Annotated in this window: 21 protein-coding genes; 15 read left to right on the forward strand and 6 right to left on the reverse strand. The window is 61.8% G+C overall.

Going from position 1 to position 23,439, the window contains the following annotated elements:
• Positions 1 to 141: 141 nt before the first annotated feature.
• From HNQ39_RS03115 to HNQ39_RS03125, 3 genes are read right to left on the reverse strand one after another with little or no spacing between them, the layout of a single operon-like run.
• Positions 142 to 810: a hypothetical protein gene (locus HNQ39_RS03115; protein WP_184192491.1), complete on the reverse strand. Its 669-nt coding sequence runs from the start codon at positions 808 to 810 to the stop codon at positions 142 to 144.
• A gap of 22 nt (positions 811 to 832) precedes the next feature.
• Positions 833 to 2,110: an ABC transporter permease gene (locus HNQ39_RS03120; RefSeq protein ID WP_184192492.1), complete on the reverse strand. Its 1,278-nt coding sequence runs from the start codon at positions 2,108 to 2,110 to the stop codon at positions 833 to 835.
• Positions 2,110 to 3,906 carry an efflux RND transporter periplasmic adaptor subunit gene (locus HNQ39_RS03125; protein ID WP_184192493.1) on the reverse strand — a complete coding sequence of 599 codons (1,797 nt, stop codon included), beginning with the start codon at positions 3,904 to 3,906 and terminating at the stop codon, positions 2,110 to 2,112. Before HNQ39_RS03125 ends, HNQ39_RS03120 begins: the two co-directional genes overlap by 1 nt.
• A gap of 176 nt (positions 3,907 to 4,082) precedes the next feature.
• Between HNQ39_RS03125 and HNQ39_RS03130 the strand changes: the two genes are divergently transcribed.
• The 7 genes from HNQ39_RS03130 (at position 4,083) to HNQ39_RS03160 (ending at position 11,326) form a co-directional block, all read left to right on the forward strand.
• Entirely contained in the window at positions 4,083 to 5,096 is a 1,014-nt protein-coding gene (locus tag HNQ39_RS03130) for an adenosine kinase (protein WP_184192494.1), read from the forward strand.
• Positions 5,086 to 6,267 carry a galactokinase gene (gene galK, locus HNQ39_RS03135; protein WP_184192495.1) on the forward strand — a complete coding sequence of 394 codons (1,182 nt, stop codon included), beginning with the start codon at positions 5,086 to 5,088 and terminating at the stop codon, positions 6,265 to 6,267. The genes HNQ39_RS03130 and galK overlap by 11 nt, the downstream gene beginning before the upstream one ends.
• Positions 6,264 to 7,298, forward strand: coding sequence for a Gfo/Idh/MocA family protein (locus HNQ39_RS03140; RefSeq protein ID WP_184192496.1), 1,035 nt, complete (start codon positions 6,264 to 6,266; stop codon positions 7,296 to 7,298). The genes galK and HNQ39_RS03140 overlap by 4 nt, the downstream gene beginning before the upstream one ends.
• Before the next feature lies 1 nt (position 7,299).
• On the forward strand, positions 7,300 to 8,388 hold the full coding sequence (locus HNQ39_RS03145; protein WP_184192497.1) for a glycosyltransferase: 1,089 nt from the start codon (positions 7,300 to 7,302) through the stop codon (positions 8,386 to 8,388).
• A 6-nt stretch (positions 8,389 to 8,394) separates the two neighbouring features.
• Positions 8,395 to 9,552 (forward strand): glycosyltransferase family 4 protein, encoded by a 1,158-nt coding sequence (locus tag HNQ39_RS03150; protein ID WP_184192498.1) that lies wholly within the window; start codon positions 8,395 to 8,397, stop codon positions 9,550 to 9,552.
• Positions 9,553 to 9,617: 65 nt separating this feature from the next.
• Positions 9,618 to 10,160: a serine O-acetyltransferase gene (locus HNQ39_RS03155; protein WP_184192499.1), complete on the forward strand. Its 543-nt coding sequence runs from the start codon at positions 9,618 to 9,620 to the stop codon at positions 10,158 to 10,160.
• A complete protein-coding gene (locus HNQ39_RS03160) occupies positions 10,157 to 11,326 on the forward strand; it encodes a glycosyltransferase (RefSeq protein WP_184192500.1) in 1,170 nt (389 codons plus the stop codon). The genes HNQ39_RS03155 and HNQ39_RS03160 overlap by 4 nt, the downstream gene beginning before the upstream one ends.
• Positions 11,327 to 11,361: 35 nt before the next feature.
• On the opposite strand, the gene HNQ39_RS03165 is transcribed toward HNQ39_RS03160, so the two are convergent.
• From HNQ39_RS03165 to HNQ39_RS03175, 3 genes are read right to left on the reverse strand one after another with little or no spacing between them, the layout of a single operon-like run.
• Positions 11,362 to 12,741: a hypothetical protein gene (locus HNQ39_RS03165; protein ID WP_184192501.1), complete on the reverse strand. Its 1,380-nt coding sequence runs from the start codon at positions 12,739 to 12,741 to the stop codon at positions 11,362 to 11,364.
• 4 nt (positions 12,742 to 12,745) lie between these two features.
• On the reverse strand, positions 12,746 to 13,267 hold the full coding sequence (locus tag HNQ39_RS03170; RefSeq protein WP_184192502.1) for a hypothetical protein: 522 nt from the start codon (positions 13,265 to 13,267) through the stop codon (positions 12,746 to 12,748).
• Positions 13,267 to 14,190, reverse strand: coding sequence for a hypothetical protein (locus tag HNQ39_RS03175; protein WP_184192503.1), 924 nt, complete (start codon positions 14,188 to 14,190; stop codon positions 13,267 to 13,269). Before HNQ39_RS03175 ends, HNQ39_RS03170 begins: the two co-directional genes overlap by 1 nt.
• A gap of 143 nt (positions 14,191 to 14,333) precedes the next feature.
• Between HNQ39_RS03175 and lpdA the strand changes: the two genes are divergently transcribed.
• The 8 genes from lpdA (at position 14,334) to HNQ39_RS03215 (ending at position 23,432) form a co-directional block, all read left to right on the forward strand.
• Entirely contained in the window at positions 14,334 to 15,824 is a 1,491-nt protein-coding gene (gene lpdA, locus HNQ39_RS03180; RefSeq protein ID WP_184192504.1) for a dihydrolipoyl dehydrogenase, read from the forward strand.
• A 110-nt stretch (positions 15,825 to 15,934) separates the two neighbouring features.
• Complete coding sequence (locus HNQ39_RS03185; RefSeq protein WP_184192505.1) at positions 15,935 to 16,957, forward strand: GDSL-type esterase/lipase family protein; 1,023 nt, start codon at positions 15,935 to 15,937, stop codon at positions 16,955 to 16,957.
• Positions 16,958 to 17,028: 71 nt separating this feature from the next.
• Positions 17,029 to 17,415 carry a hypothetical protein gene (locus HNQ39_RS03190; RefSeq protein ID WP_184192506.1) on the forward strand — a complete coding sequence of 129 codons (387 nt, stop codon included), beginning with the start codon at positions 17,029 to 17,031 and terminating at the stop codon, positions 17,413 to 17,415.
• Positions 17,416 to 17,482: 67 nt separating this feature from the next.
• Positions 17,483 to 18,301 (forward strand): DUF1559 family PulG-like putative transporter, encoded by an 819-nt coding sequence (locus HNQ39_RS03195; protein WP_184192507.1) that lies wholly within the window; start codon positions 17,483 to 17,485, stop codon positions 18,299 to 18,301.
• 15 nt (positions 18,302 to 18,316) lie between these two features.
• A complete protein-coding gene (locus HNQ39_RS03200) occupies positions 18,317 to 20,473 on the forward strand; it encodes a tetratricopeptide repeat protein (protein WP_184192508.1) in 2,157 nt (718 codons plus the stop codon).
• Positions 20,470 to 20,727: a hypothetical protein gene (locus HNQ39_RS03205; protein ID WP_184192509.1), complete on the forward strand. Its 258-nt coding sequence runs from the start codon at positions 20,470 to 20,472 to the stop codon at positions 20,725 to 20,727. The genes HNQ39_RS03200 and HNQ39_RS03205 overlap by 4 nt, the downstream gene beginning before the upstream one ends.
• A gap of 9 nt (positions 20,728 to 20,736) precedes the next feature.
• On the forward strand, positions 20,737 to 22,422 hold the full coding sequence (locus HNQ39_RS03210) for a CRTAC1 family protein (RefSeq protein ID WP_184192510.1): 1,686 nt from the start codon (positions 20,737 to 20,739) through the stop codon (positions 22,420 to 22,422).
• 2 nt (positions 22,423 to 22,424) lie between these two features.
• The gene (locus tag HNQ39_RS03215) at positions 22,425 to 23,432 is read left to right on the forward strand and encodes a LacI family DNA-binding transcriptional regulator (protein ID WP_184192511.1); all 1,008 of its coding nucleotides are present in this window, start codon (positions 22,425 to 22,427) and stop codon (positions 23,430 to 23,432) included.
• The last annotated feature ends 7 nt before the right edge of the window (positions 23,433 to 23,439 follow it).

A 23,439-nucleotide genomic window follows, 5' to 3' on the forward strand; every position in this document is an offset into this window, starting at 1 on the left:
ATCTCAGTGGGTATAGTAGGTTTTGACGGGGTTATTCTAAGTTAAAAAATCAACTTTGTCAACTTTGCCCGAAAAAGAAAAGCCCCCCGCACCCGAGGTGCAGGGGGCCACGAGGTGCAGGGGGCCACGAGGCCAGAGAGACTACTTGGCTTTCTTGTCCAGAGCGGCCAGGGCGTCCTTGACGGGCTTGATGGAGCGCTCTTTCATCGGGGAGTCCGGGATCGTGCTGAAGTTGAGGGGGTTGTAGCCCTTCATCATCGTGTCGAAGCGCTTCTTCATGGCCGCGGGGTCCATCTGCATGCCGCCGCCAGGACGACCACCGCCACCGCCGGGAGCGCCGCCGCCACCAGGACGGCCACCACCGCCACCGGGAGCGCCACCACCACCACGCATACCGCCGCCGCCGCCGCCCCAGCCGCCACGCTGCTCACTCATCACCTGGGCAAGCTTCTTGGCCTGGGCCGGGGTGAAGGTCGCGCCAACCTGCTTGAGCATGTCCTTGGCGTTGGCATCGGTCATGATGGGCTTGCTCTTCCAGGGGCCAAGCACGGCCAGGATCTTCTTGGCCTGGTCCTTGGTGAGTGCCGTGGTCTTGTCCTTCTCGAACTCCGCAATCGCGCCGATCGTCCGGTTGACACTTGCCAGGTTCTTGTTCTTGTCGCGCCACTCCTGGAACTTCTTGAACATGGCCTGCATCTCCGGGGACATCTGGAAGCCACCGCCACCGCCAGGAGGCCCTCCCTGAGCACGAACCGCACCCGAGATCGTCAGTAACAACGCCGCCGCCAGCGGCAGAGCTAGTTTTTTCATTTTAAGAAACCTTTCAAGAGAATTATTCATAACGAAGCGCCTCGATGGGCGAGAGATTCGACGCCTTCAGCGCCGGATAGAAACCAAAGAATACGCCGACAACGGCTGAGAAACCAAAGGCGAGAACGACCGACGACGACGAGACCTGGACGCGCCAGCCGTTGGCCTGTGCCACCGCGTTGCTGCCCAGCATGCCCATCGCCACCCCGATCAGCCCCCCCACCAGGGAGAGGAAGAGCGCCTCTAGGAGAAACTGGGTCAGGATATCGAGCCGCCGTGCCCCAATCGCCTTACGGATCCCGATCTCGCGGGTGCGCTCGGTGACCGAGACCAGCATGATGTTCATGATCCCGATTCCCCCCACCACGAGGGAGACAATCGCCAGGTACTTGATGAGGTTCCCAAAGGTGTCCTGCTGCTCGTTCTGGGTGGCGGCGATATCGGCCTGGTTGAAGATAATGAAGTTGTTGCCCGTGGAGCTGGTTCCCAGGCGCTTCTGCATCACCTTCTCGACCTCGCCCTGGGCGCGGCTCATGAGGCCAAAGGAGCGCGCTTGGACCGTGATGCTATTGACATTTTCGATGCCAAACAGGCGGCGCATCGCGGTGGTGACCGGAACATAGACTGCATCGTCGGGGTTGCGGAAGCCCATGCCACCCTTCTCTTTTAGGACCCCGATCACCAGAAAGCTCTGGCTATTGATGCGGATGGTCTTGTTGAGGGCCGCACTGGCGCTCCCAAAGAGGTCCTTGGCCGTGGTCGAGCCCAGGGCCGCCACACGCTTCTGGGAGCGGACCTCGTCGGCGTTGAAGTACCGACCGTACTGCACCGGGTGGTTGCTGACCACGGGGTAGGGAGGGCCGTTGCCATTGACGGTCGTGTTGGTGTTCTTGTTGGTCGCCTTGATCTGGGCTGTCTTATTGACCGAGGGATAGGCCTCACCCACCGACGGACAGGAGCGCTTGAGCAGCTCGACATCGGAGACCTTCATCTTGCTCTGGGTGCCAAAGCCCATGCTGACACCACCGGCGCGCTGCTGGCCCGGTAGGATGGTCAGGACATTGCTCCCCAGCTTCTGGATGCTCTCCTCGACCGCGGCCTTACTGCCCTCGCCGATAGAGATGGCGACAATCACCGCGCCCACCCCGATAATAACCCCCAGCATGGTCAAGAACGAGCGGAGCTTGTTAGCCCCCAGACCCGTCCAAGCCATCTGCAGGCTCACCAGAAAGGCGCTGGTTCGTCCAAGGCCGCTAGAGCCTTGCTCAACCACAGGTGCAGGGGAGCTTGCCGTTGCCATTACCGTCGGCCTCCTCCGCCACCGAAGCCGCGGTTGTTGTTGCCAAAGGGCGAGCCCCCGGCTGCCTTGGGCGGCTCGGGCTCGATGGTCTGGGTGACCACCGGCATGCCTGCCTCCGCGCCCGACTTGATCTCGGTGTTGTCGTTGCCGACCGTGCCGATCTCTACCTTGATCTTCTCGATCTTCACATCGACCTTGGTGCCCTCTTCTGCAGGGACGCCCGTGGTGGCATCGGGGGGCGCAGGCTTGCCGCCGGTGGCCTTCTCCACATACTTCGAGCCATCGTTGTCGTCCTTGAGCGCCTCATTGGGAACCACCAGGACATCGCTGACCTCTTTGACCACAAACTCACAGGTCGTGTTCATCCCCGGCTTCAGGAGCTGGAAGGTCGGGGTGGAGTTGTCTACCTCGACCCGGACATGGACACTGGTGACATTCTGGAGAACCACGGCCTGCGGATCGACACGGATGACCTTACCCTCAAACGGGACACCGGGGTAGGCCTCGACCGAGACATCCACCTTCTGGCCCAGATCGACATTGGCCACATCGGTCTCATCGACCGTCACATCGACATACATCCGGCTGGTATCCCCAACCGTCATCATGCTCGCACCCGCGGAGCTAATTCCCAGGGCCGAGGCGATAATCGTGCCCTGCTCGACAGTCTTGGAGAGGACGACACCCCCCATGGGGGCGCGGATCTCGGTGCGCTGGAGCGTGGTCTCGGCGTTGGTGCGGGAGGCGGCGGCGCGCACGATCGACGAGTTGTTGGTGTCGATATCGTAGTGCCGAACCTCGTTGTTGCCCACATTGGTGCGGGCCTGCTCCAGAGCAACCTTGGCACGGGCGAGTGCGGCCTCGCTCTGCTTGACCGCGGCCTCGTTCTGCTTGACCGATGCCTCGGCCTCCAGCACGGAGTTCTTGCGGTTGGTGATATCGGCGAGCCCGGCCTGTGCCTGCTCCAGGGCGGCCTTGGTCTGGGCCACACGGGCATCGGCCGACTCCAGCGAGCCACGGAGCTCACTATCAACCGTGTCGAGCTTGGTCTTGGCAGAGGTCAGGGTAGCCTCCGCGACCTCGAGGTTGGCCTGGGCGCTATCGACCGCCTGCTGGGCGACGAAGCCCTTCTCCACAAGTGCCTTCTGGCGGTTGAGCTGGAGGCTGGCGTTCTCCCGGTTGGCGACTGCCTGCTTGTAGGCGGCGGCGGCGGCGGCGCGCTGCTGCTGGTTGGTGGCGTTGAGCTGCTCGCGCAGGACCTTGGCCTGGTCGTAGCTGGCCTTGGCATTGGCGATTGCGGAGTTGGTGAGGGCGGGCTGGGTCTCGGCCTGCTGGCGCGATGTCAGCAAGCGGGCCTTCGCCGCCGACAAGTTCGCCTGCGAGGAGCTAAGAGTTGCCTCCGCAGAGCGCACGCTGACCTCGGCATCCCGAATCGCGATCTGGCTCTGAGCCACCTGGAGCTGCCAGGTCTTCTGGCTCTGGTCACGCCGCGCAAGAGCGGAGCGCTCATCGGCGCGGGCTTGGTTGACCTGGAGCTGGGTGTCGAGAGGGTCGATACGCGCCAGAAGCTGCCCCGGGGTTACCTTGCTACCGATATCTACCCCAAGATAGGTCAGCTCTCCTCCGGCACGGGCCTTGATATCGACCACCTTCCAGGCCTGCAGGATCCCACTCGAGGAGACGGTCTTCTTGACAGTCCCGGTCTCGATCGTGCCGATCTTGTACTGGGTCTTTAGTGCCGCGGCACTCGCGCCCGAAAGGCGCTTGTTGAGAAAGTAGCCGCCTCCGCCCAACACGCCAAGGGCAACAATAATGGAAATCAGCCTCCGTAACACTCTGGGGTCACCTCACTTGTGGAACACATTATTCCTGAATACATCGTGACTTGCACGAATGAAAAAACTATTAAAAGCCTTTCTATCCTACCTGACTGTACCGCCTGCTAGTTGCCCCTGTGTTACAATAGCGCGAAATGCAAAAGCGATTTGATGTGTTTGGGATGTGTAACGCCCTATTTGATCTTCAAGCCGAGATCCCGGACACAACTCTAGAGACGCTGGGAATTGAGAAAGGGACCATGCGGCTGGTCTCAGCCGAGGAGCAGCGCGCTCTGGTTCCTGCGGTCTACACCCATATTGTCAACACACAGGCCGGCGGCTCCGGGGCCAACACGATGATTGGGATCGCGCAGATGGGCGGCTCCACGAGCTTCACCAGCCGGGTCGGGCGGGATGAGCACGGACCCATGTACAAGGCGAGCCTGGAGGAGTTTGGGGTCAAGCCCAACCTCGGGGAGGCCCTGGCGGGCGAGACCGGGCTCTGCCTGGTGCTGATCACCCCCGATGCCCAGCGGACCATGGGGACTTTTCTGGGAGTCTCCCGTGAGCTGCACCCCGAGGACATCAATATCGGGGATCTGGTCCTCAGCAAGTACCTCTACGTGACGGGCTACCTCTGGGACACGGACACGCAGAAAGAGGCGGTGGAGTTTGCCATGCGGGAGGCACGCCAGACTGGGACCAAGGTCGCGCTCTCGCTCTCGGACCCGTTCTGTGTGGGACGGCACAAGGCGGACTTTGAGCGGCTCCTGGTCGAGTATGTGGATGTGGTCTTTGCCAACCGCGAGGAGGCGAGGATGATGGTGGACGAAGACGATGCCCGGGTGGCGGCGCAGAAGCTCGCCGCGCTCTGTGGCGGTCTCGCGGTCGTGACGCTGGATAAAGAGGGCTCGGTCCTGGTCCAGGGCGACGAGCTCCATGAGATTCCGATCTACCCGGTGCAGGCGATCGACACGACCGGAGCGGGCGATATGTACGCCGCGGGCATCCTCTACGGGCTCTCTCAGGACCTGCCGCTTCCCGTGACCGGCCGGATCGCCGCATGGGCCGCCGGGAAGATCGTGGCGCACCTAGGGCCGCGGTTGCCGTCGCTGGACCGTGATGCGATCGCGGAGATCGTGCGTGGGGGCTTTCCCTATGACGCGTGAGCAGGTGATCGAGGCCACTTGTGCTGCCTTTCTCGCCCACTACGGAGTGGCCCCCACCGCCGTGGGGGTCGCCCCAGGGCGTGTCGAGCTCCTGGGCAACCACACGGACTACAACGACGGCTTTGTCCTCACCGCGGCCGTGGACTATGTCACCGCGATCGCCGGAGCCCCGAGTGAGCGTCCCCGCACCCACCTAGCAACCTCCGCGGGCTTCCCCGAGGCAACCTTCGAGACCGCAACCATGGAGAAGAGCACCGGCGAGGACCGCTGGGCCAACTACCTCAAGGGGATTGTCGATGAGCTCCAGAAAACCGGCACCCCGGTCGGGACCTTTGCCGCCTTCGTGACCTCGTCGGTGCCCGATGGCTCCGGGCTGTCGTCGTCGGCTGCGCTCCTCGTGGCGGCGGCGCGCCTGCTCACCACGCTCTGGCCCGACCCGCTCGCCGAGAGCCCGATGGAGCTGGCCAAGCTGGCGCGCCGGGCAGAGAACGGGAAGTTTGTGGGAGCGCCGGTCGGCCTGCTGGACCAGTTCTCATCGGCGTGCGGCCAAGCGGGCCACGCGCTCTTTCTAGACTGCCGCAGCTTCGCCTGGAGGGCTGTCCCGCTTCCGGCGGAGAAGGCGGGAATCCTGCTGGCCAACACCAATGTCAAGCACGAGCTGGCCGCCGGCGGGGGGTACTCCGAGCGGCATGGGCAGTGCATGCAGGCCGCGCGCCAGCTCCTTGGGCGCGGCGATGCCAAGCTACGCGAGGTGACGCCGGCCCTCCTGGAGAGCAAGGGAATCGGGCTGGACCCGCTCCTCAAGCAGCGCGCCCATCACATTGTCTACGAGAACATCCGGGTCGAGAAGGCCGCCGAGGCGATGGAGCGAGGGGACCTTGCCGAGGTGGGGAGGCTCATGAAGCAGTCGCACGAGTCGTGTCGGCGTTACTTTGAGAACTCCTGCGCCGAGGTGGACCTGCTCGTGGAGACCGCCTCCGCGCTTCCGGGAGTCTACGGTGCCAAGCTCACGGGCGGCGGCTGGGGCGGCTCCGCGGTGATCCTCCACGAGCCCGCAATCGCAGAGACACTGAAAGCCGCGCTCACCGAGAGCTACACGGCAAAATTTGGCAAGGCCCCTACGCTACTGGCCACGACAGCGGCACCGGGAGCGGAGGGCAGACGGCTTTGAAGAACTTTCGTATTGGTTTGGTGGGCTATGGCTGGGTGGCGGGGGCGCATATCGAGGCGTTTAAGGGGGTTGCAGGTGCCGATATTGTCGCGGTCTGCTCCCGCCGCGAGCTCGATGCCGCCGCGCTGAGCGCGCAGCACGGCACGCCACTGACAACCACGACGCGCTTTGAGGATCTCCTGGCCGACGACTCCATCGACATTATCGATATTTGCACGCCCCACCCGCTCCACCCTGAGCAGGCGATCGCGGCGGCCAAGGCGGGCAAGCACCTGATTATCGAGAAGCCCATCGGGATCGACTGGGCCAGCACGGTGGCGGTCCGCGATGCCATCCGCGAGGCCGGGGTTCAGGCCTGTGTCTGCTTCGAGGTGCGCTTCAGCCGCCAGGCACAGGCGATCCGAGCCGCCCTCGATAAAGACTTGCTCGGGGAGGTGCACTACGCCGAGGTGGACTACTACCACGGGATCGGTCCTTGGTACGGCCAGTATGCCTGGAACATCAAGAAGGAGTTTGGCGGCTCCAGCCTCCTCACCGCCGGCTGCCACGCGCTGGACCTGCTGCGCCACTACCTGCCCGGCGAGATCGAGGAAGTGACCTGCTACCAGACCCAGTCCAAGAATCCCAAGTTCGCCGCCTACGAGTACCCGACTACCTCGGTGCTGCTCCTGCGCTTCGCCAGTGGACAGCTTGCCAAAGTCACCTCGTGTATCGACTGCCTCCAGCCGTACTACTTCCACCAGCACCTGGTCGGCAGTGAGGGCAGCATCCTCGATGAGAAGCTCACCTCACTCCAGTGGCCTGGCATGAGCAAGGACCTCTGGACCAAGCTGGGGGTGCCGACCGTGGACTCCGGCGATGTGAGCGACCATCCCTATCCGCCTCAGTTCCAGGCCTTTATCGACGCGCTCCAAGACAATCAGCCGATGCCCTACACGGACTTTGAGACCGCCTTTGAGACCCACCGCGCTGTCTTTGCCGCCGAGCTCTCCGCCCTTGAGAAACGCCCCGTCAAGCTCCAGGAGCTCTAGCATGCGAGTCGTCCATATCGTCAGTAGCCTCCAAGTAGGAGGGATGGAGCACTTTGTGGTGCGGCTGGCCGCCGCGCAGCGCCAGCAAGGCCACGAAGCCGCGGTCTTCGCGCTCCACGGCGGCCCACTGGAGGCGGAGGCACGGCAGCTCGGGCTCCCGGTGACCGTCATTGGGGGCGCCCACAAGCTGCTCCGTGTTCCCCGCGCCGTGGCCTACTTTCTCTCTACCCGCCCGGAGATCATCCACGCGCACAACCAGACCTCCCTGCACTACGCCATCCTAGGGAAGCGCACCTGCCAAGCGCCCACGGTGATGACCAACCACGGGCAGGGCCTGGGAAGCTCGCGCACCCCCAGCCAAGCGGAGTGGGACCAGACCGACTCGGTCGTGGCGGTCTCCAACGCCGTGGCGGACCTGATGGACCGTGGCGTGCTAGGGACCAAGCTTGAGACAATCTACAACGGGGTCACCTTTGCCGCGCCCGCCCGAACCCGCGCCCAAGTGCGAGAAGAGCTGGGGCTCCCCGACGACCGCGTGGTGGGGATTATCGTGGCGCGTATCGACGATTTCAAGGGCCACGAGACCCTGATCGCCGCGCTGGGAGAGCTCAAGGCCGCCGGCCAGGCGCTCACGCTGCTCATCGCCGGCGATGGTGCCCGGCGCGCGGACCGGGAGCAGCAGGCGGCGCTGCTTGACCTTGGGCCGGAGCAGGTGCACTTTCTGGGGTTCCGCTCCGATGTCCCCGACCTCCTCGCCGCCTCCGATCTCTTCGTGCTACCGTCGCTGACCGAAGGGCTCCCTCTCTCCGTCCTGGAGGCGATGAGCCATGGGCTCCCAACAGTCGCCACAGCGGTGGGGGGAATCCCAGAGCTGGTGATCGAGGGAGTGCACGGCAGGCTGGTTCCCGTCAAAGATAGCGCCGCGCTCGCCCAGGCCCTCGGGACACTGGTCCAGAACCCCGACCAGCGCCGTGCATGGGGCGCAGCGGCGCAGCGGCGCGTGCAGACCGAGTTCTCGTTTGACAAGATGACCCAGGAGTACACGCAGCTCTACCAGCGTCTCTTGAGTGCACGGAAGGCGAAGGGCTAGCCCACCATGAAAGCGCTTTTGCTGAGCAATCTCTACCCCTCGAAGCGCGAGCCCACGCGTGGTGTCTTCAACCAGCAGGTGTTCGGGGCTCTCTCCGCCCTCTGCGACGTTCGCGTGGTCTCGCCGCGACCTTGGTGGACCCGGCTCAAGCTCCCTCAAGAGCTCCTGACCATCCCGCAAGAGACGGCAAATGGGGTGACGGCGTCCTATCCCTCGTTCTGGGGCATGCCCGGATTTGGAGTGCGCTTCAATGGAAAGGCAATGCATGCCTCGCTGCTTCCCCACCTCAAGCAGATTCGGCGGGAGTTTCCCTTTGACATCATTCTCGCGGCCTGGGTCTACCCCGATGCCTACGCGGCGGTGCGCTTGGGGCAGGACTTTGGCTGTCCGGTGGTCACCAACCTCATGGGGAGCGATATCAACGACCTCGCCACCCGCCCCGAGCTAAAGGAGCAAATTCAGTGGGCTCTCCAGCAGTCACAGCACGTGATCGCCGTGAGTGAGGCACTGCGAGATAGGGTTGTCGGGCTAGGAGTCGCTCCGGAGCGGGTGACTGTCCAGCACAACGGGGTCAATGGCGAGCGCTTCGCCCTGGGAGAGCGCGACCAGGCCCGGGCGGAGCTGGGGCTCCCCCTGGACCGAAAGCTGATTGTCTATATCGGGAACTTCTTCCCGGTCAAGGGAACCGATATCCTGGTAGAGGCGATGGCACATCTTGCCAAGCGCTCCCCCGATGCGGACTTGCTTCTGGTGGGGAGTGGGGAGCTAGAGGAGTCCCTCCGTGCACGTGTCCAGGCGCTCGCACTGGAGAGCCGGGTGCGCTTCTGTGGCCGCCAGCCGCACGCCCAGATTCCACTCTGGATGCGCGCCGGGGATGTGTTCTGCCTCCCCAGTCGCAACGAGGGCTGCCCCAACGTGATCCTGGAGGCCCTTGCCTCCGGGCGGCCCGTGGTCGCCTCGCACGTGGGCGGCATTCCCGAGCTGCTCCACGCCGACAATGGGATTCTCGTGCCCGTGGCGAACCCCGAGGCCCTTGCGCAAGGACTTCACGAGGCGCTGGAGCGAACCTGGAGCCCCGCCGCCCTCCGCCAGACCGTCGAGTACCTCTCCTGGGAAGATGTCGGGCAGGCGTACCACAAGATTCTCCGTGAGGCGCTTCCCTGAGCGGGGCCTTGCACAAAGAAGGGCATGAGGGTACCTGGGAACAGGGAGTCTCCCCGAGAGAACCTATGTTTCAAACCATTGTCAAGGACCTGCAGCACAAGGCGGAGTGGTACGAGCTTCCTTGCACCACCAAGTCCCTTCTGCGGATGTGGCTGAGCGATGGAAGCACGGCACAGATTCTCTACCGCGCCATGCGCTTTTGCCAGACCCACCATCTCAAACCGCTGGCCTTTCTCCTCTACCGACTCAATGCCTCGGTTGGCCATGTTGTCATTGGGCGAGGCGCGGAGCTGGGGCCCGGTCTGATCATCCTGCACAGCTTTGGGATCGTGATCAACTCCAGTGTCCGTGCAGGAAAGAACCTCGTGCTTGAGCATGGGGTGACTATCGGCGCGGAGAAGAACCAGAGCCCTGTCTTAGGGGACAATGTCTTTATTGGAGCAGGCGCGAAGATCTTGGGGGCGGTTCGGATTGGGTCGGACGTAAAAATAGGAGCAAATGCGGTAGTCCTTCAGGACCTCCCCGATGGAGCGACTGCAGTGGGGATTCCCGCACGAGTCGTTCGTATCTATGGGAAACGTCTTGCACCTGAAAATGAAACGACATGACTGACGAAAATATCATTTGTTTTGCTAAAGACTGGAACTCCGATCCGACAAGCTGTAACCATGTCCTGCGTGAGCTGGCTAAAAACAACAAAGTTCTATGGATAAACTCAATCTCGACAAGGTCACCCAGTTTTACCAATAAACGCGATCTGGGGAAGATCTTTCGTCACCTGCGTGGGTTTCTCAAAGGGGCAAAGCCTGTTGGTGATAAGATGTGGCTCTTTACGCCCTTTGTCCTGCCTTTCCATCACAAACCTTGGGCTGTAAAAGTCAATCAGCAGATCTTGCGACTGAGCCTCGGAATCCTGCGTCGGCAGCTCAAGATGTCCCACTTTCAGCTCTGGACCTTTGTGCCCACGGCGGCGGAGTATATCGGGACTCTGGGAGAGGAGCTGGTGGTCTACTACTGCACCGATGAGTGGTCGCAGTTTAACTCGGTCGATGGCCAGCGAATCAACGAGATGGTGCGAACAGTTGCGACAAAGGCGGATGTGGTCTTTGCAACCTCACGACCACTTGTGGAGAAGCTGGTGAAGTTCAACCCGGAGACGAACTTGGCATCGCATGGAGTCAAGTACAGCCTCTTTGCAACCGCTCTCCAAGACGAAACCAAGATACCTGCCGATATGTCGTCGCTGAAGGGGCCGATCCTGGGCTTCTATGGCCTGGTCGAAGACTGGCTGGACCTTGACTTAATCGCTCACCTTGCGGAGCACCACCCTGAGTGGACGATTGTGCTTGTTGGAAATGTCTGTGTCGATGTCTCACGGCTAGAGAAGTTTACAAACATTCACTTTCTGGGACGAAAGCCTCACGATGAGCTGCCTGCCTACTGTAAGGGCTTTAATGTTGCCCTGATTCCCCATAAAGTCAACGAGCTGACACGCAACATGAACCCCATTAAGCTCCGTGAGTACTTAAGTGCAGGGCTCCCCATTGTCTCTACCGCGCTCCCGGAGATGAAGAACTACCCGGAGCACTGCTATGTCGCGGAGAGCTACGCCGACTTTGAGGCGGGGATTGTCAAGGCACTGGAGGACGATAGCCCGGACTCCCGCAAGAAGCGAAGCGCGGCGATGGCCAACGAGACTTGGGACGGCAAGGTAGCCAAGATCGGGGAGACCATTCTCAAAGTGAAAGCAAAGACAAAATCGGCCCGCACATAGTCGTGGGGCCGTCTTGAGAGAGCTAGCAGGCGTGTCTAGTGAATCTTATCCACTGCCTCCTGGAGGCGCTGGAGTGTGACCCAGAGCTTGTGAGGAACATCGAGGGCGGTCATGGGCTCGGGGAGCACAAAGACGATCCGATCGTAGCCTGGGGTGAGCGCTGAGGAGAGAACCGTGACGCGGAAGGCGGGGTAGGTCTTCTGGAGCTGTTCCTGGAAGGCGAGGCGCTCGTGGCTGTTCTTCGCGGGCACAAAACCGATGGCGTCTAGCTCCACCGTGCTGTGGTGGACCTTGAGACTCACGGGAGGAAGGGCTGCATTGGGTTTGGGAGCCTCGCTACGGGAGACAGCAAGATAGACACCTGGTGGGTCTTTTTCCCGCGTAAAGGCGTAGGCATTGTCGATGCGCCATCCCCCACGCTTCACCTGTTCAATCACCGATCTCTGGAAGGCGTTGGACGAGAGTTTGGACAGCAGCTCCTGCTCTTTTGTGGAGTAGACCACCGGAGTTTTCTGGGCCAGGAGGCGTGCGGTGTGGAGGCTCTCTAGCTGCTGTAGGAGGCTCAAGCGCCCCTGTGCCGAGATAGGATACGCCAGCTTGAGTGTGGATGTCCCTGGCTTATCTAAGGAAGCAAAAAACGAGATTCTTGTCTCGGGGAGCTGCCTCTGAAGTGTTGCCTTGAGCTCGCGCTCGGCAAGCTCACGTGGCTGTGCGAGGAAAAACTCGGCGCTGGTCGAGTAGAGAGTGACTTTTTCCTGGAAGAAGAAGGCGATTGTGCTCTCCGTACTGTGCGTGTCTTTTGCGAGGAGCTGCACAAAGTAGGGAGGGTTGAGCGCCGACGAGTCTTTCTTCTCCAGCTTCGATACGGTAAACCGATTCGCCGCCAGCACTCTGAGGTGCTCTTGGATACTGGCTTTGAAGGCATCGTCCAGAGCGAGCGTGTCGAGCTCGGGGGAGGGCTTTCCCACCAGCTGCTCGGCAGCGCGCTGGAGCGTGGTGAGCGTCTCGCGGTACCAGGCTTTGGGTGGGGTTGCCACCGTGCTGGTGAAGCTCAAATTCGCGATATTCCTGCCATCGCTTGAGCCCAGATAGAGCTGCTCCAGCCCCGGAAAGGCCGTCGCAAGCTGTTTTTTGAGCGTCTCACTCTGGTCGTAGAGCGCATCGCTGAGGGGCACATTTAGGTGGAGCTTCACCTGAGCTGGCTGAAAGACCACCACGAGTGTGTAGGGAGAGCCCGGGTGCTTGAGCTCGACCACGCCACGGGTGTTTGCCGGTGCGCTTGCCTGGCTCAGCGTGTAGCCGAGGCGCTTGAGCTCGGCCGCGGCGGCTTGAATCTCGGGCGCGAGCGTCGCTAGCTTCGCCTCCGGAGTCTGTGAGGGAGCCCAGATAAAGGCGGGGAGAGGGAGAGGAGGCATGGCTCTATCCCCTGATGTCTTTCTCGCCGTTGAGCAGTTTATCGGTCTCCTCACCGACGGCATTGACAAAGTAGATCAGGTCTTTGAGCGTGGTGGAGAGCGTGTCGCCTTTCTCCGAAGTCTCTTTCAGGCCTGTGGCATCGAAGTGTACCCCGAAGCGAAGCGCCCAGACTCCCTTGGTGTCTTTAAAGAGATAGAACTCCCCCAGCTTCTTGGACTGCGTGAACACTTTGCGTATCGTCGCTTCATCGGGTGGGGTATCTTTGTTCACCCAGACAGTCGTGTAGATCGTGTGGGTAACCAGGCCACCGGGCTTGCCGGGGGCAATGGTGACAAAGATTTTTTGCTGGCGGTTGTTGGGATGGTCAAAGAGCAGGGCGAAGCTCAGACCGCTTTGACTGAGCTCGTACCTGAGGCTCGTGGCATCCAGGGCACTCTTCAGGCGGGCTTTGGTAGCATCGTCGGCCTGCGGGGGCGCGACACATAAAGCTAAGGCAGCTAGGGCGGGAAGAAAGGGTGTCAGCATCAGAGTTTGTCCTCCTGGGCGGGGCTAAGTTCTTTTTCCAGGTTGTCTGCGGTGCCTGCCACCAAGTTCAGGTACTCCTTGAGGGTCTCGGGCAGTGCATGGGTGGCAAGTGTGGCCCGAAAGCGAATGCGCCAGTTTTTTTGGTTCTCGTTGGGAGCCTCTAGCACCAGCCCCCCGATCGTAAACCGTCTCTGAAACACACTCAGGAGCTGCTCGGCACGGGGGGGCTCTGGGGAGTCGTAGCAGAGTGAGTAGAGTTCCTGCACCTTCAGTTTGTTGTAGGTATAGACCTCTTTTCGGATATAGGCTGTCTGGCTGCGCTTTGTGTCGCTGAAGTTGTACTTGAGCTTGTAGAATTTGCCGATATCGGTGTTGCTCAGCCTACTTTCTTTGAGTGTTGCGCCCAGTGGATCGCTTGGTGCGGAGACGGGGGCCTCGCCACGGTTTTGCTCGATCAAAGTGAGCGCTTTTTTCGTCTCCGCGAGCGCGTCCACGACGTTCTTAGCCGTTGCTTCAGAGAGCTCTACCTGCACGCTGGCGTAGGTCTTGCCATTGGACTCGTAGCAGCTGAGTATGATACTTGGGCACTTCTCTTTGAGCAGAGGGCCGTAGCGGGCATACGCCGCCGCCTTAGCCTCTGGCACCAGAGTCTCGCGCTCCACTGTGCTATCGTCTTCTGTGTAGAAGGTTAGGGAGATTTTTTCTTTCCCATCGGGCGAGAGGAGGTCTACCGTGGTGGCGCTTCCGACAAGAACGAGATCGTCTTCTTCCACACGAGTGCGCTTGTAGCCCGCTTTCTTGAGTGCCGCTAGAGTGTCCTTATGGGTGCTGGTGAGGGGCATGTTTTTTAGGTCGGCGTCCTCATCGAGACGAGGGATCGTGTAGATCAGAGCAGGTAGGGTGGGCACAATGGGTAGCAACATCACTCTCTCCTTAGTTGTGTCTTGGTTAGGTTGCATTATATGCACCAACGTTACGACAGCGTTACAGGTGAGGTACACTAGTTGGGAAAATACCAGGGGCCGGGTTTCCGGCCTTTTTGTCTGTCTGGAAGGAAGTTAATGCAATGAGCGGGAAGGCGAACTTTGACCCGTCGAAGGATGCGGATGTTGTTGTGATCGGGGCGGGGCCGGGCGGCTATCCGGCGGCCAAGCGTGCGGCGCAGCTGGGCGCGCGGGTGGTCTGCATCGAGGCGGATAACCCGGGAGGCACCTGTCTGAACTGGGGCTGCATCCCCACCAAGACCATGATTGGCTCGGTCGCGGCGCTCCATACCCTCAAGCACGCCAAGGACTTCGGTCTCACGGCGGAGAATGTCGGCTACGACTTTGGGGCTGTCATGGGCCGCAAGGATAAGATCGTCACCGGCCTCAACAAAGGGGTGGAGTTCCTGCTCAAGAGTGTCAAGGTCAAGCATGTCGCCGGCTACGGCAAGATCCTGGACAAGAACACGGTCGAGGTGACCAAGGCCGATGGCTCGGTGGAGAAGATCACGACCGCCAATATCATCATCGCCACGGGCTCTGTTCCCAGCAAGGTGCCGATTCCCGGTGTGGACAGCGCCGATATCTGGGTGGACAACGCGACCGTCAAGGCCAAGAAAGCCGCGGGGACTCTGGCAACCGGTGCGCTCTGGACCAGCAACGAGGCCGTCAGCGCCAAGGATGTCCCGGGTGAGCTTGTCATTGTCGGGGGCGGTGTCATTGGGGTGGAGTTTGCCTATGTCTACGCCGGCCTGGGCTCGAAAGTGACCGTGCTGGAGTTTCTACCACGCATCATCGCCAACCTGGATGAGGACCTCTCCAAGGAGCTGACCAAGAGCCTCAAGAAGCAGGGGGTGGCCATTCAGACCGGTGTCAAGGTCACTCGTGTGGAGGACAAAGACGGCAAAAAAGAGGTGTTCTTTGCCGGTGAAGACGGCGTGGAGAAGAGCCTGCCTGCCGATGTGGTGCTGATCGCCACGGGCCGCACGCCCTTTACCACCGGCCTCGGGCTAGAGAACGTGGGGATCGCGCTGGGCTCGCCCAAGGGCCGCGCGGCGATCGCGGTCAACAACAAGCTGGAGACCAGCGTCCCGGGCATCTACGCGATCGGGGATGTGATCGGCTCCGGGCTGGCGCACACGGCCACCGCGGAGGGGCTTGTCGCGGCGGAGAATATCTGCGGCCATGCGGCGACCATGAGCTACAAGGCGATCCCAAGCTGTATCTACACCGAGCCCGAGGTGGCAGCTGTTGGCCTCACCGAGGCGCAGGCAAAAGAGCAGGGCTACGAGGTTAAGACCGGGACCTTCCCCTTCCGCAACCTTGCCAAGGCCATGGCGATCAACCAGACCGAGGGCTTTGTCAAGGTGGTCGCCGAGGCCAAGTACGGTGAGATCCTGGGAGTGCATATTATCGGCCCCCATGCCACCGACCTCATCATGGAGGCGGTCGTGAGCATCCAGCTGGAGAACACGGTCGAGGAGCTGATGAAGACCGTCCACTCCCACCCCAGCCTCGCCGAGGCGATGGGGCAGGCCAATGAGGATGTCAAGGGCCTGGCGATCGACAAGTAGCATGGCCGGGGACTAAAAGCCCCGGCAGCAGGTTAGGAGCGTCCCGTGGACGCGTGAAACGCGAGCCGTTTCCGCGGCCTCGGGGCGCTTTTGGGGCAAGGGAGCCTTCTATGTGGTCAAGAGAGCTTTGTTTCTTCGGGCGCTGGGACCTACGCGGCAAGGAGCGGGCTGTCACGGTCAACAGCGGCAGCTATGTCAAGGCACGCTTCTCGGGAAGTAGCCTCACGGTGAGCTTTGATCTCTCCCTCAACAGACCCCACTGCGAGTGTACTAAAGAGGGCTCGTACCCGACGATCGCTTGGCAGATGGATGGAGGGGAGTGGCACGAGGCCGAGCTCGCCGCTAGCGTGACGCTGGCGGAGGGGCTGGGCAAGGGAGCGCATACCGTGATGCTGATGGTGCGCGGCCTCGATGAGCACCAGAGCCGCTGGAGCCCGCCGCTGGTGGCAAGTGTCACCTTCACGGGCTTTGTTACAGAGAAGCTAGAGCGGGCGCTCCCGCAGTGGAGAAAGCCCAAGCTGACGATGGAGTTTCTGGGCGACAGCATCACCGAGGGTGTGATTGTCAACGAGGGGCGCGCGGGTGTGCTTCCGGGGATTCCCTTTACCTGGCCCTGGCTCGCGGATGCGCGGCAGTCGTATGCGGCGCAGACCGCGCTCGCGCTGGGGGCGGAGTGGCGTCAGGTAGGGTTTGGCGCGACGGGCCTCAAGCGGGTGGGGAGCGGTGGGGCACCCGGAGCGCTGGATGCCTTTGACTTTGTCTACGCGGGCTGTCCTCGTGACCGCTGGCAGCCCGATATCGTGGTGATCAACCAGGGAACCAATGAGTCGTCGATGCCACCGGTTGACTACCAGCGGCTCTATGCCCAGTATCTGGCGCAGATACGCCGTGCCTACCCCAAGGCAAAGCTTGTCGCGCTACGGCCCTTTGTGGGAGCGCAAGAAGCGCCGATCAAGGCCGCGGTGGTGGAGCGAAATGCGGCGGGAGACTCTCGGGTCTACTACCTAGACAGTGCCGGCTGGTACGAGGGACCGCTCCATCCCACGGTTACCGGGAGTGCCGCCCTGGCAGAAAAACTGGTACGTGCGCTCGAGGCTCAGGTGCTTCCGCACGAGGCTGTTGGGCGGGCTTGACAAAATCTAAGCGTTTAGATAGACTATAAATCTGGGTGAACAAAGACGCTGTTTACTAAACTGCTACGAAAATGAAGCAACCAAAACGGAATCCACTTCTTCTCTATATGGCCGCAGGTATTGCTATTCTCTTCTCCGTGTTGATGACACGCTCGATTGAGAAGCAGAGTGCGGGTGTTGAGTTTGAGCTGGAGCCCCTGAAGAAGCCTGGCACGGTGACGCCACAGGGGGACAAGATCTATGCCAGTAGTGGACGGGTACAGCCGGACCCTTTTGCGGAACCAGAAGAGGCCCGAAAATACATGCGTAAGATTGCACTGCGGTACAATTCTTATCGGGAGTTACCTGAGGCAGACCAGCGGCTCTTTCGAGGGCTTGGTGGTGGACAAGGGGAGCTAATCTACGCTTTCATGCGTAAGGAAGCACTCCACCTTAAAACAAGCACGGGAACAAAGTAGGGTGGCCAAGGGGGTCATACACACTGCGGATTGCTCCGCAAACTGTTTCAACAGAGAGGTATTTTTTATGCGTAGAGGTTTTACTCTTATCGAGCTCCTCGTCGTGATCGCAATCATCGCGATTCTGGCGGCAATCCTCTTCCCTGTCTTTGCACAGGCACGAGAGAAGGCTCGGCAGACGGCTTGTATCTCCAATGGTAAGCAGATCGGTACTGCGACCATGATGTATGTACAGGACTACGACGAGACCTATCCTTGTGGGTGGGGATCTCAGGACAGCGGCCGCACCATGTGGCGCAACGTCCTCCAGCCCTACATCCAGCGTGCGAAGACCGACCAGGTGGACATGTACAACATGGCCGGTGCAAGCCGCAACTCGGTCTATGTCTGTCCCAGCCAGCCCGGCTCGCCGGCGGACTACGGTCCCACGTCGTATGGCTACAACTACCAGGGTGGTCTGACCCAGGGGTGGCGCGACTACGGCGGTGGCCAGGGTGGGTTCCCCGGAGCCAGCATGGCGGGTATCAACCAGCCGGGCAACCTGATTGCCTATGCCGAGTCGGGTGAGGTCGGCGGACCGAGCAAGCCCCTGGATCCCTTCTTCAACGACGGCTCTCCGGGCTGGACCGGCTGTGGTGGTCAGGAGACCTCTCCTTACCGCTTCAACCCTGAGGTCTGGAAGGAGCGCTGGAGTGTGGACTGGGGTGTAGGACAGCCCGGTGGTGAAGACTGGGGTGACTGCCGCAACGGTGGTCGCCGCCCCATGCCGCGCCACGCCAAGATGTGGACCGCGATCTTCGCCGATGGCCACACCAAGGCGATCCCTGCCAACAAGATGCGGGAGATGGGGCCCAACAACCCCGTTAGCATGCTGCACAACAACTAGTACTGCTCAGGCATCATGCCCGAAAAAAACACGACCATGGGGGGAGCGAAAGCTCTCCCCATTTCTACCAAGAAGATATTTTTTCTCAGCCTGCTGGGCATCACGATTGTCGCGGCGGGCTGGGGAGTTCCGCGCCACCCCGCCGTCCTGGAGTGGCGCTATCAGCGTATGTCTCTCGCGGAGCTTGCTAAAGCACGGGGAGCACGCCAGGACGATGTCGCACTCTTGTACTACCATGCTCTTGCCCTGATTCGGCAGGGGCGCCTTGTGGAGGCCGAGCCTCTCCTTGCGATTGCGGTGGAGAGAGAGCCCCGTGAGCCCCGCTACCGCGATGCTTGGGCCAGGGCGCTTCTCGATCGTGGGTTTGTCTCCACGGCGTTTGGACAGCTCAAACAATTTGTGGGGACACAGCCCCAGCTCCCCGAGGCACACTATCTGATGGGCCGCTTCTACCTGACCCAAGGTGCGATGGATAAGGCCGTCACCGAGCTGACCGAGGCACTCCGGCTACGCCCACAGTACCCTGACGCCCACAGCCTCCTCGCCGCTGCCCACGAGGACCTGGGAGAGCTTCCCCTTGCCTTAAAAGCCGCTCAAGACGCAGCCCAGCAGGCCCCGGATGCGGTTGCCAACCAGCTCCTGCTCGCCTCGCTTCTGGAGCGCACCAACCAACCCGAGAAAGCACGTCCTGTCTTTGAGCGTGCTCTACAGCTTGCTCCCCAAGACCCCGTGGCAATGCGGGAGGTGGCGCGCTTTCTCAGTGACCAAGCACGGACTGCAACCGACCGTGAGCGAGCTCTCGGCCTGGCGCGTGCTGCCCAGCAGAAAGCCCCCGAAGACCTCGCACTCAATGGGCTCTTGGGAGGGTTGCTCCTGGCCCAAGAGAAGCCTGCGGAGGCGGTGCCGTTCTTACTGAAAGCGGCACAAGGCACTCTCGATAATCCCGTGTTTGCACTCTCGCTCACTCAGGCCTACCGCCGGTTGGGAGAGACGACGCAGACCGCGCAGTGGGAGAAAGAGTACCAGCTCCGCCGCACCCGGGAGACGCGGCGTAAGCTCCTCTATGAGACCCTGAAGACCCGGCCAAAAGACCCGGTAGTTCATGAGCAGCTTGCAACGCTCCTGGCGGAGACGGGTAATGTCGATGGCTGTCTTCGGCACTTTGCGACCGCACAGCAGCGGCCCAGTGATGCGGTCTCCGTGCTGATCGCCGCGGCCAATGCACTCTCCAATGCGGGAAAGGGCAAGGAGGCGACTCCGCTGGCGCGGCGTGCTGTTGAGATGACAACCTCCAATCCCCTGGCCCATGAGGCGCTAGGAAACGCCTACTTGGCCCAGGACATGCTGATCCAGGCGGGCCAGGAGTACCAGGTCGCCTCAGGCTTCTTGCCATCGCTACGGGCGAAGCTGGAGAAGAAAGTCGCCGACTTTAATGTCAAGCGCGCCAAGTACCCCACCACTGCCGAGCAGTCGTTCCAGCGGGCACTGGAGCGGGAGCGCTACTACCTCGGGCCACAGAAGATCGGCGACGATGTGGAGGAGCTAGCCAAGCGCGCCGTGGACCAAGCCCCCCAGAACACGACCTACCTCGCCTATCTGCTCCGCCTCCAGATGGCACGAGGGCGCCGCGACGAAGGCCTGCAGACTGCCCAAAAGCTCCTGGCGCTCGCGCCCACCGATCCCAATGCCCATATTCGCTACGCTCTCTTGCTGGAGGAGAAGGCAAGCACGCCCCAGCAGCTGGCCGAGGTACAGGAGCACCTGAATGCGGAGACCAACCCGACCCACCTGGATGCCGACACCAATGCCCTGCGTGAGTACGGTCTGGGGCTGGTCGCGCTCAAGCAAAAAGACGCCGCCGTGGCGGTGCGCTGCCTGGAGAACGCCATCAAGCTCGACCCCGAGCCCCTGACGACCTACTACAAGCTGGCCCAGGCACACCAGCTCGCCGGCAATACCACCGCGGCACAAAAAGTTCTGGACTATCTCAATGTCCTCCGCACGGAGCAACAAGCGGAGGCGGATGCACTCAGCGCAGTGGGGAAAGACCCCAGCAACCCTGTGCTCTACGATCAGGCGGCTGCTCTGTTTCGGAAACACGAAAAAACAGCAGAGGCAGTCGCTATTGAAGCCGAGGCGAAACGACGCTTTGGGAAAGGAAAACAACCATGAAATACGGACTCCTAGTGGTACTTTTACTCGCCGCACTGAGCGTGCTGGCAGGCTGTAGCAAAGAGGCAACGAAGGCGGAGGATGCCCCCGCCTATGCCAAACAGATGCAGAAGGGCGACTCTAGCACCGCATCGACCCAGTACGCGACTCAGTACGGGCAGTCGGGGGCGATGCGTGGCCCGGGGGCAATGCAGGGCAGAATGCAGGGGAGCTACGGGCAGAGGCAGGGCGGCTATGGACAGCAGGGACGGTAGGTAGCCTGCTTGTCGAACCTACGTCGAGCCTTACTTGGAGCCGCTGCGCTCTCGCTTGTTCTCACGGGCGGGAGCTGTCCGCGCGCGAAGTCGGGGGAGGGAGCCACTCCCCCGGCCTCGGCGACCTCGCTCTTTCGTGAGGTCGCGGAGTCGGCAGGGCTTCACTACAAGTGGACCATTCCCGGCAAGCGCCCGCTCACGATCTTGCAGACCATCGGCAATGGCTGCGCCTTCCTCGACTACGACAACGATGGCAACCTCGATATCCTCTTGGTAGGAGAGAGGCTGGCACTCTACAAGGGCGATGGCAAGGGGCACTTCACCGACGTGACTGCCGCCGTCGAGCTCGCGGACCTCAAGGGGCACTTTCTGGGCTGCGCGGTGGGCGACTACGACGGCGATGGCTACGACGACCTCTATATCTCGGGCTACGAGGAGGGGAAGCTCCTGAAGAACGCGGCGGGGAAGGCATTCACCGATGTCTCCGCCGCCGCAGGAGTCACCCCACAGCCCTGGGGGACCAGCGCCGCCTTCGCTGAGACACGCCCGGGGAGCGGGGTGCTCGATCTCTTTGTGGGAAACTACGCGGTCTTCGGCCCCACCACCGACCCGCAGCTCTGCAAGGTGCGTGCTGCCTCCGGGGAGTATGTCATGACCTCGTGTGGGCCGCGCTACTACCAGCCGCGCAAGGGGGTCTTCTACCAGAACACGGGGAAGGGCCAGCTCCTGGATGTCACCCAAAAAGTCGGGGCGCTGGGGATTGTCGGCAAGACCCTGGGAGTCGCCTTTGCGGACTACGAGAACCGCGGGGCGCTCGGGCTGGCTCTGGCAAACGATGAGATGCCGGGGGACCTGCTCCGCCTAGACAGCCTCCAGGGAGAGCCGCACTACACCAATGTCGCGGAGCTCGTGGGGACCGCCTTCGACCGCGATGGCAATATGCACGGCGGGATGGGCACCGACTGGGGCGACTACGACAACGATGGGCTTGTCGATCTGTTTGTGGCGACGTTTCAGGGAGAGACCAAGTCGCTCTACCGCAATGAGAACGGGGGACGGTTTATGGACAGTGCCATGGCCACCCTGCTCGGGCCCCCCACCCAGCCCTATGTTGCCTTTGGCTGCCGCTTCCTCGACTACGACAACGATGGCTGGCTGGATATCGTGATCGCCAATGGGCATGTCCAGGACAATATCGCCCAGATCGAGTCCACCCAGAGCTACCGCCAGCCCACACAGCTCTTTCGCAACAAAGGCGGCAGTCCGCTGCTCTTTGAAGAGGTGGGCAAGCAGGTGCCTGACCTCCAGAAGCCGATTGTGGGACGCGGGCTCGCCACCGGCGACTACGACAACGATGGCAAGCTCGACCTGCTGATCGTGGATAGTGAGGGGGCACCGCGCCTGCTCCACAACGAGACGCCGCAGGCCGGGCACTGGCTTGGGCTCAAGCTGGTGGGAAGCAAGAGCAACCGGGATGCCTACGGCGCGATCGTGACGGTCGAGGTGGCAGGCCGCAAGCTGACACGCCACTGCCACGCCGATGGCTCCTATCTCTCCAGCTCGGACCCCCGAGTCCATATCGGTATCGGGACAGCCACGACAGTGGACAAAGTGACCATCCGCTGGCCCAGCGGGCAGACAGAGACACACACCGAGCTTACTCTCGATACCTATACCGTGATTAAAGAAAAGTGAGTATGGTGACGATTCGTGATGTGGCCCGGGAGAGTGGGGTCTCCGTGGCCACGGTCTCGTATGTACTGAATAATGGCCCCCGTCCCGTCAGCCCCAAGACACGCGAGCGGGTCGTGGCGGTGATGCGGCGGCTCGACTACCACCCCAATGCCGTGGCGCGGAGCCTGGTACGGCGACGAACCCAGACGCTTGGGGTGGTGGTGGGGCATGTCCAGCCGGAGGTGGTGACCAATAACTACTACGCCGGGGTGCTCGCCGGTATCTTTGCCGGAGCCTACCAGCGCAGCTACAACGTGGTCTTCTTCACCGAGCAGGGAACCATCACCCAGATCGAGCGCCATATCCGCACCCAGCAGCCCGATGGGGTCCTGATGATCGCGCCCGATATCGGCCTTGAGCTCCCCGCTCGTCTGGGGCACGTGGGGATTCCGCTGGGGATTGTCGGGGCCGAGGGGGTCTACACCGAGACGGGGGCTCTCCAGATCGATGTCGATAATGTCTTGGGGACGCGGCTGGCGGTGGAGCATCTCTTGGAGCGGGGCCACACCCAAGTGCTCCACATGATGGGAACCCCCGGGCAGGCTAGTGTTCAGGTACGCCGGGAGGTCTTTGAGCAGGTCATGCGGGAGCATGGGCTCTCGATCACCGACGATCGTATCCTGGAGTGTACCTTTGATCCCGTCTCCGATGCCCAGCTCTTGGCACAGCGGCTGGCGCACAACCCGCCCACCGCGATCTTTGCGGGCAACGACGATCTGGCGCTCACGGCGCTGCAGGTGATTAAAGAGCAGGGGCTCCGTATCCCCGAGGATATCGCGGTGGTGGGCTTCGACGATGGCCCGCTCGCCGCGCATGTCGCTCCGGGCCTGACCACGATCCGCCAGCCCATGCGCGCTATCGGTGAGGCGATTGTCTGTGGCCTTGCCGACCAGCTGGAGGGCACGCATCCCCACCCCGAGGTCCGCCTTCTGCACTTCGCCCCCGAGCTGATCGTCCGGGGCTCTACCTAGAGCGTCC

The sequence above is a fragment of the Armatimonas rosea genome (assembly GCF_014202505.1).
Lineage (GTDB): Bacteria > Armatimonadota > Armatimonadia > Armatimonadales > Armatimonadaceae > Armatimonas > Armatimonas rosea.

Excerpts from the sequence above, each read along its gene's own strand:
- HNQ39_RS03115 (WP_184192491.1), bottom strand. The coding sequence starts at position 810 with ATGAAAAAACTAGCTCTGCCGCTGGCGGCGGCGTTGTTACTGACGATC.
- HNQ39_RS03120 (WP_184192492.1), bottom strand. The coding sequence starts at position 2,110 with ATGGCAACGGCAAGCTCCCCTGCACCTGTGGTTGAGCAAGGCTCTAGC.
- HNQ39_RS03130 (WP_184192494.1), top strand. The coding sequence starts at position 4,083 with ATGCAAAAGCGATTTGATGTGTTTGGGATGTGTAACGCCCTATTTGAT.
- galK (WP_184192495.1), top strand. The coding sequence starts at position 5,086 with ATGACGCGTGAGCAGGTGATCGAGGCCACTTGTGCTGCCTTTCTCGCC.
- HNQ39_RS03145 (WP_184192497.1), top strand. The coding sequence starts at position 7,300 with ATGCGAGTCGTCCATATCGTCAGTAGCCTCCAAGTAGGAGGGATGGAG.
- HNQ39_RS03150 (WP_184192498.1), top strand. The coding sequence starts at position 8,395 with ATGAAAGCGCTTTTGCTGAGCAATCTCTACCCCTCGAAGCGCGAGCCC.
- HNQ39_RS03155 (WP_184192499.1), top strand. The coding sequence starts at position 9,618 with ATGTTTCAAACCATTGTCAAGGACCTGCAGCACAAGGCGGAGTGGTAC.
- HNQ39_RS03160 (WP_184192500.1), top strand. The coding sequence starts at position 10,157 with ATGACTGACGAAAATATCATTTGTTTTGCTAAAGACTGGAACTCCGAT.
- HNQ39_RS03165 (WP_184192501.1), bottom strand. The coding sequence starts at position 12,741 with ATGCCTCCTCTCCCTCTCCCCGCCTTTATCTGGGCTCCCTCACAGACT.
- HNQ39_RS03170 (WP_184192502.1), bottom strand. The coding sequence starts at position 13,267 with ATGCTGACACCCTTTCTTCCCGCCCTAGCTGCCTTAGCTTTATGTGTC.
- HNQ39_RS03175 (WP_184192503.1), bottom strand. The coding sequence starts at position 14,190 with ATGTTGCTACCCATTGTGCCCACCCTACCTGCTCTGATCTACACGATC.
- lpdA (WP_184192504.1), top strand. The coding sequence starts at position 14,334 with ATGAGCGGGAAGGCGAACTTTGACCCGTCGAAGGATGCGGATGTTGTT.
- HNQ39_RS03185 (WP_184192505.1), top strand. The coding sequence starts at position 15,935 with ATGTGGTCAAGAGAGCTTTGTTTCTTCGGGCGCTGGGACCTACGCGGC.
- HNQ39_RS03190 (WP_184192506.1), top strand. The coding sequence starts at position 17,029 with ATGAAGCAACCAAAACGGAATCCACTTCTTCTCTATATGGCCGCAGGT.
- HNQ39_RS03195 (WP_184192507.1), top strand. The coding sequence starts at position 17,483 with ATGCGTAGAGGTTTTACTCTTATCGAGCTCCTCGTCGTGATCGCAATC.
- HNQ39_RS03200 (WP_184192508.1), top strand. The coding sequence starts at position 18,317 with ATGCCCGAAAAAAACACGACCATGGGGGGAGCGAAAGCTCTCCCCATT.
- HNQ39_RS03205 (WP_184192509.1), top strand. The coding sequence starts at position 20,470 with ATGAAATACGGACTCCTAGTGGTACTTTTACTCGCCGCACTGAGCGTG.
- HNQ39_RS03215 (WP_184192511.1), top strand. The coding sequence starts at position 22,425 with ATGGTGACGATTCGTGATGTGGCCCGGGAGAGTGGGGTCTCCGTGGCC.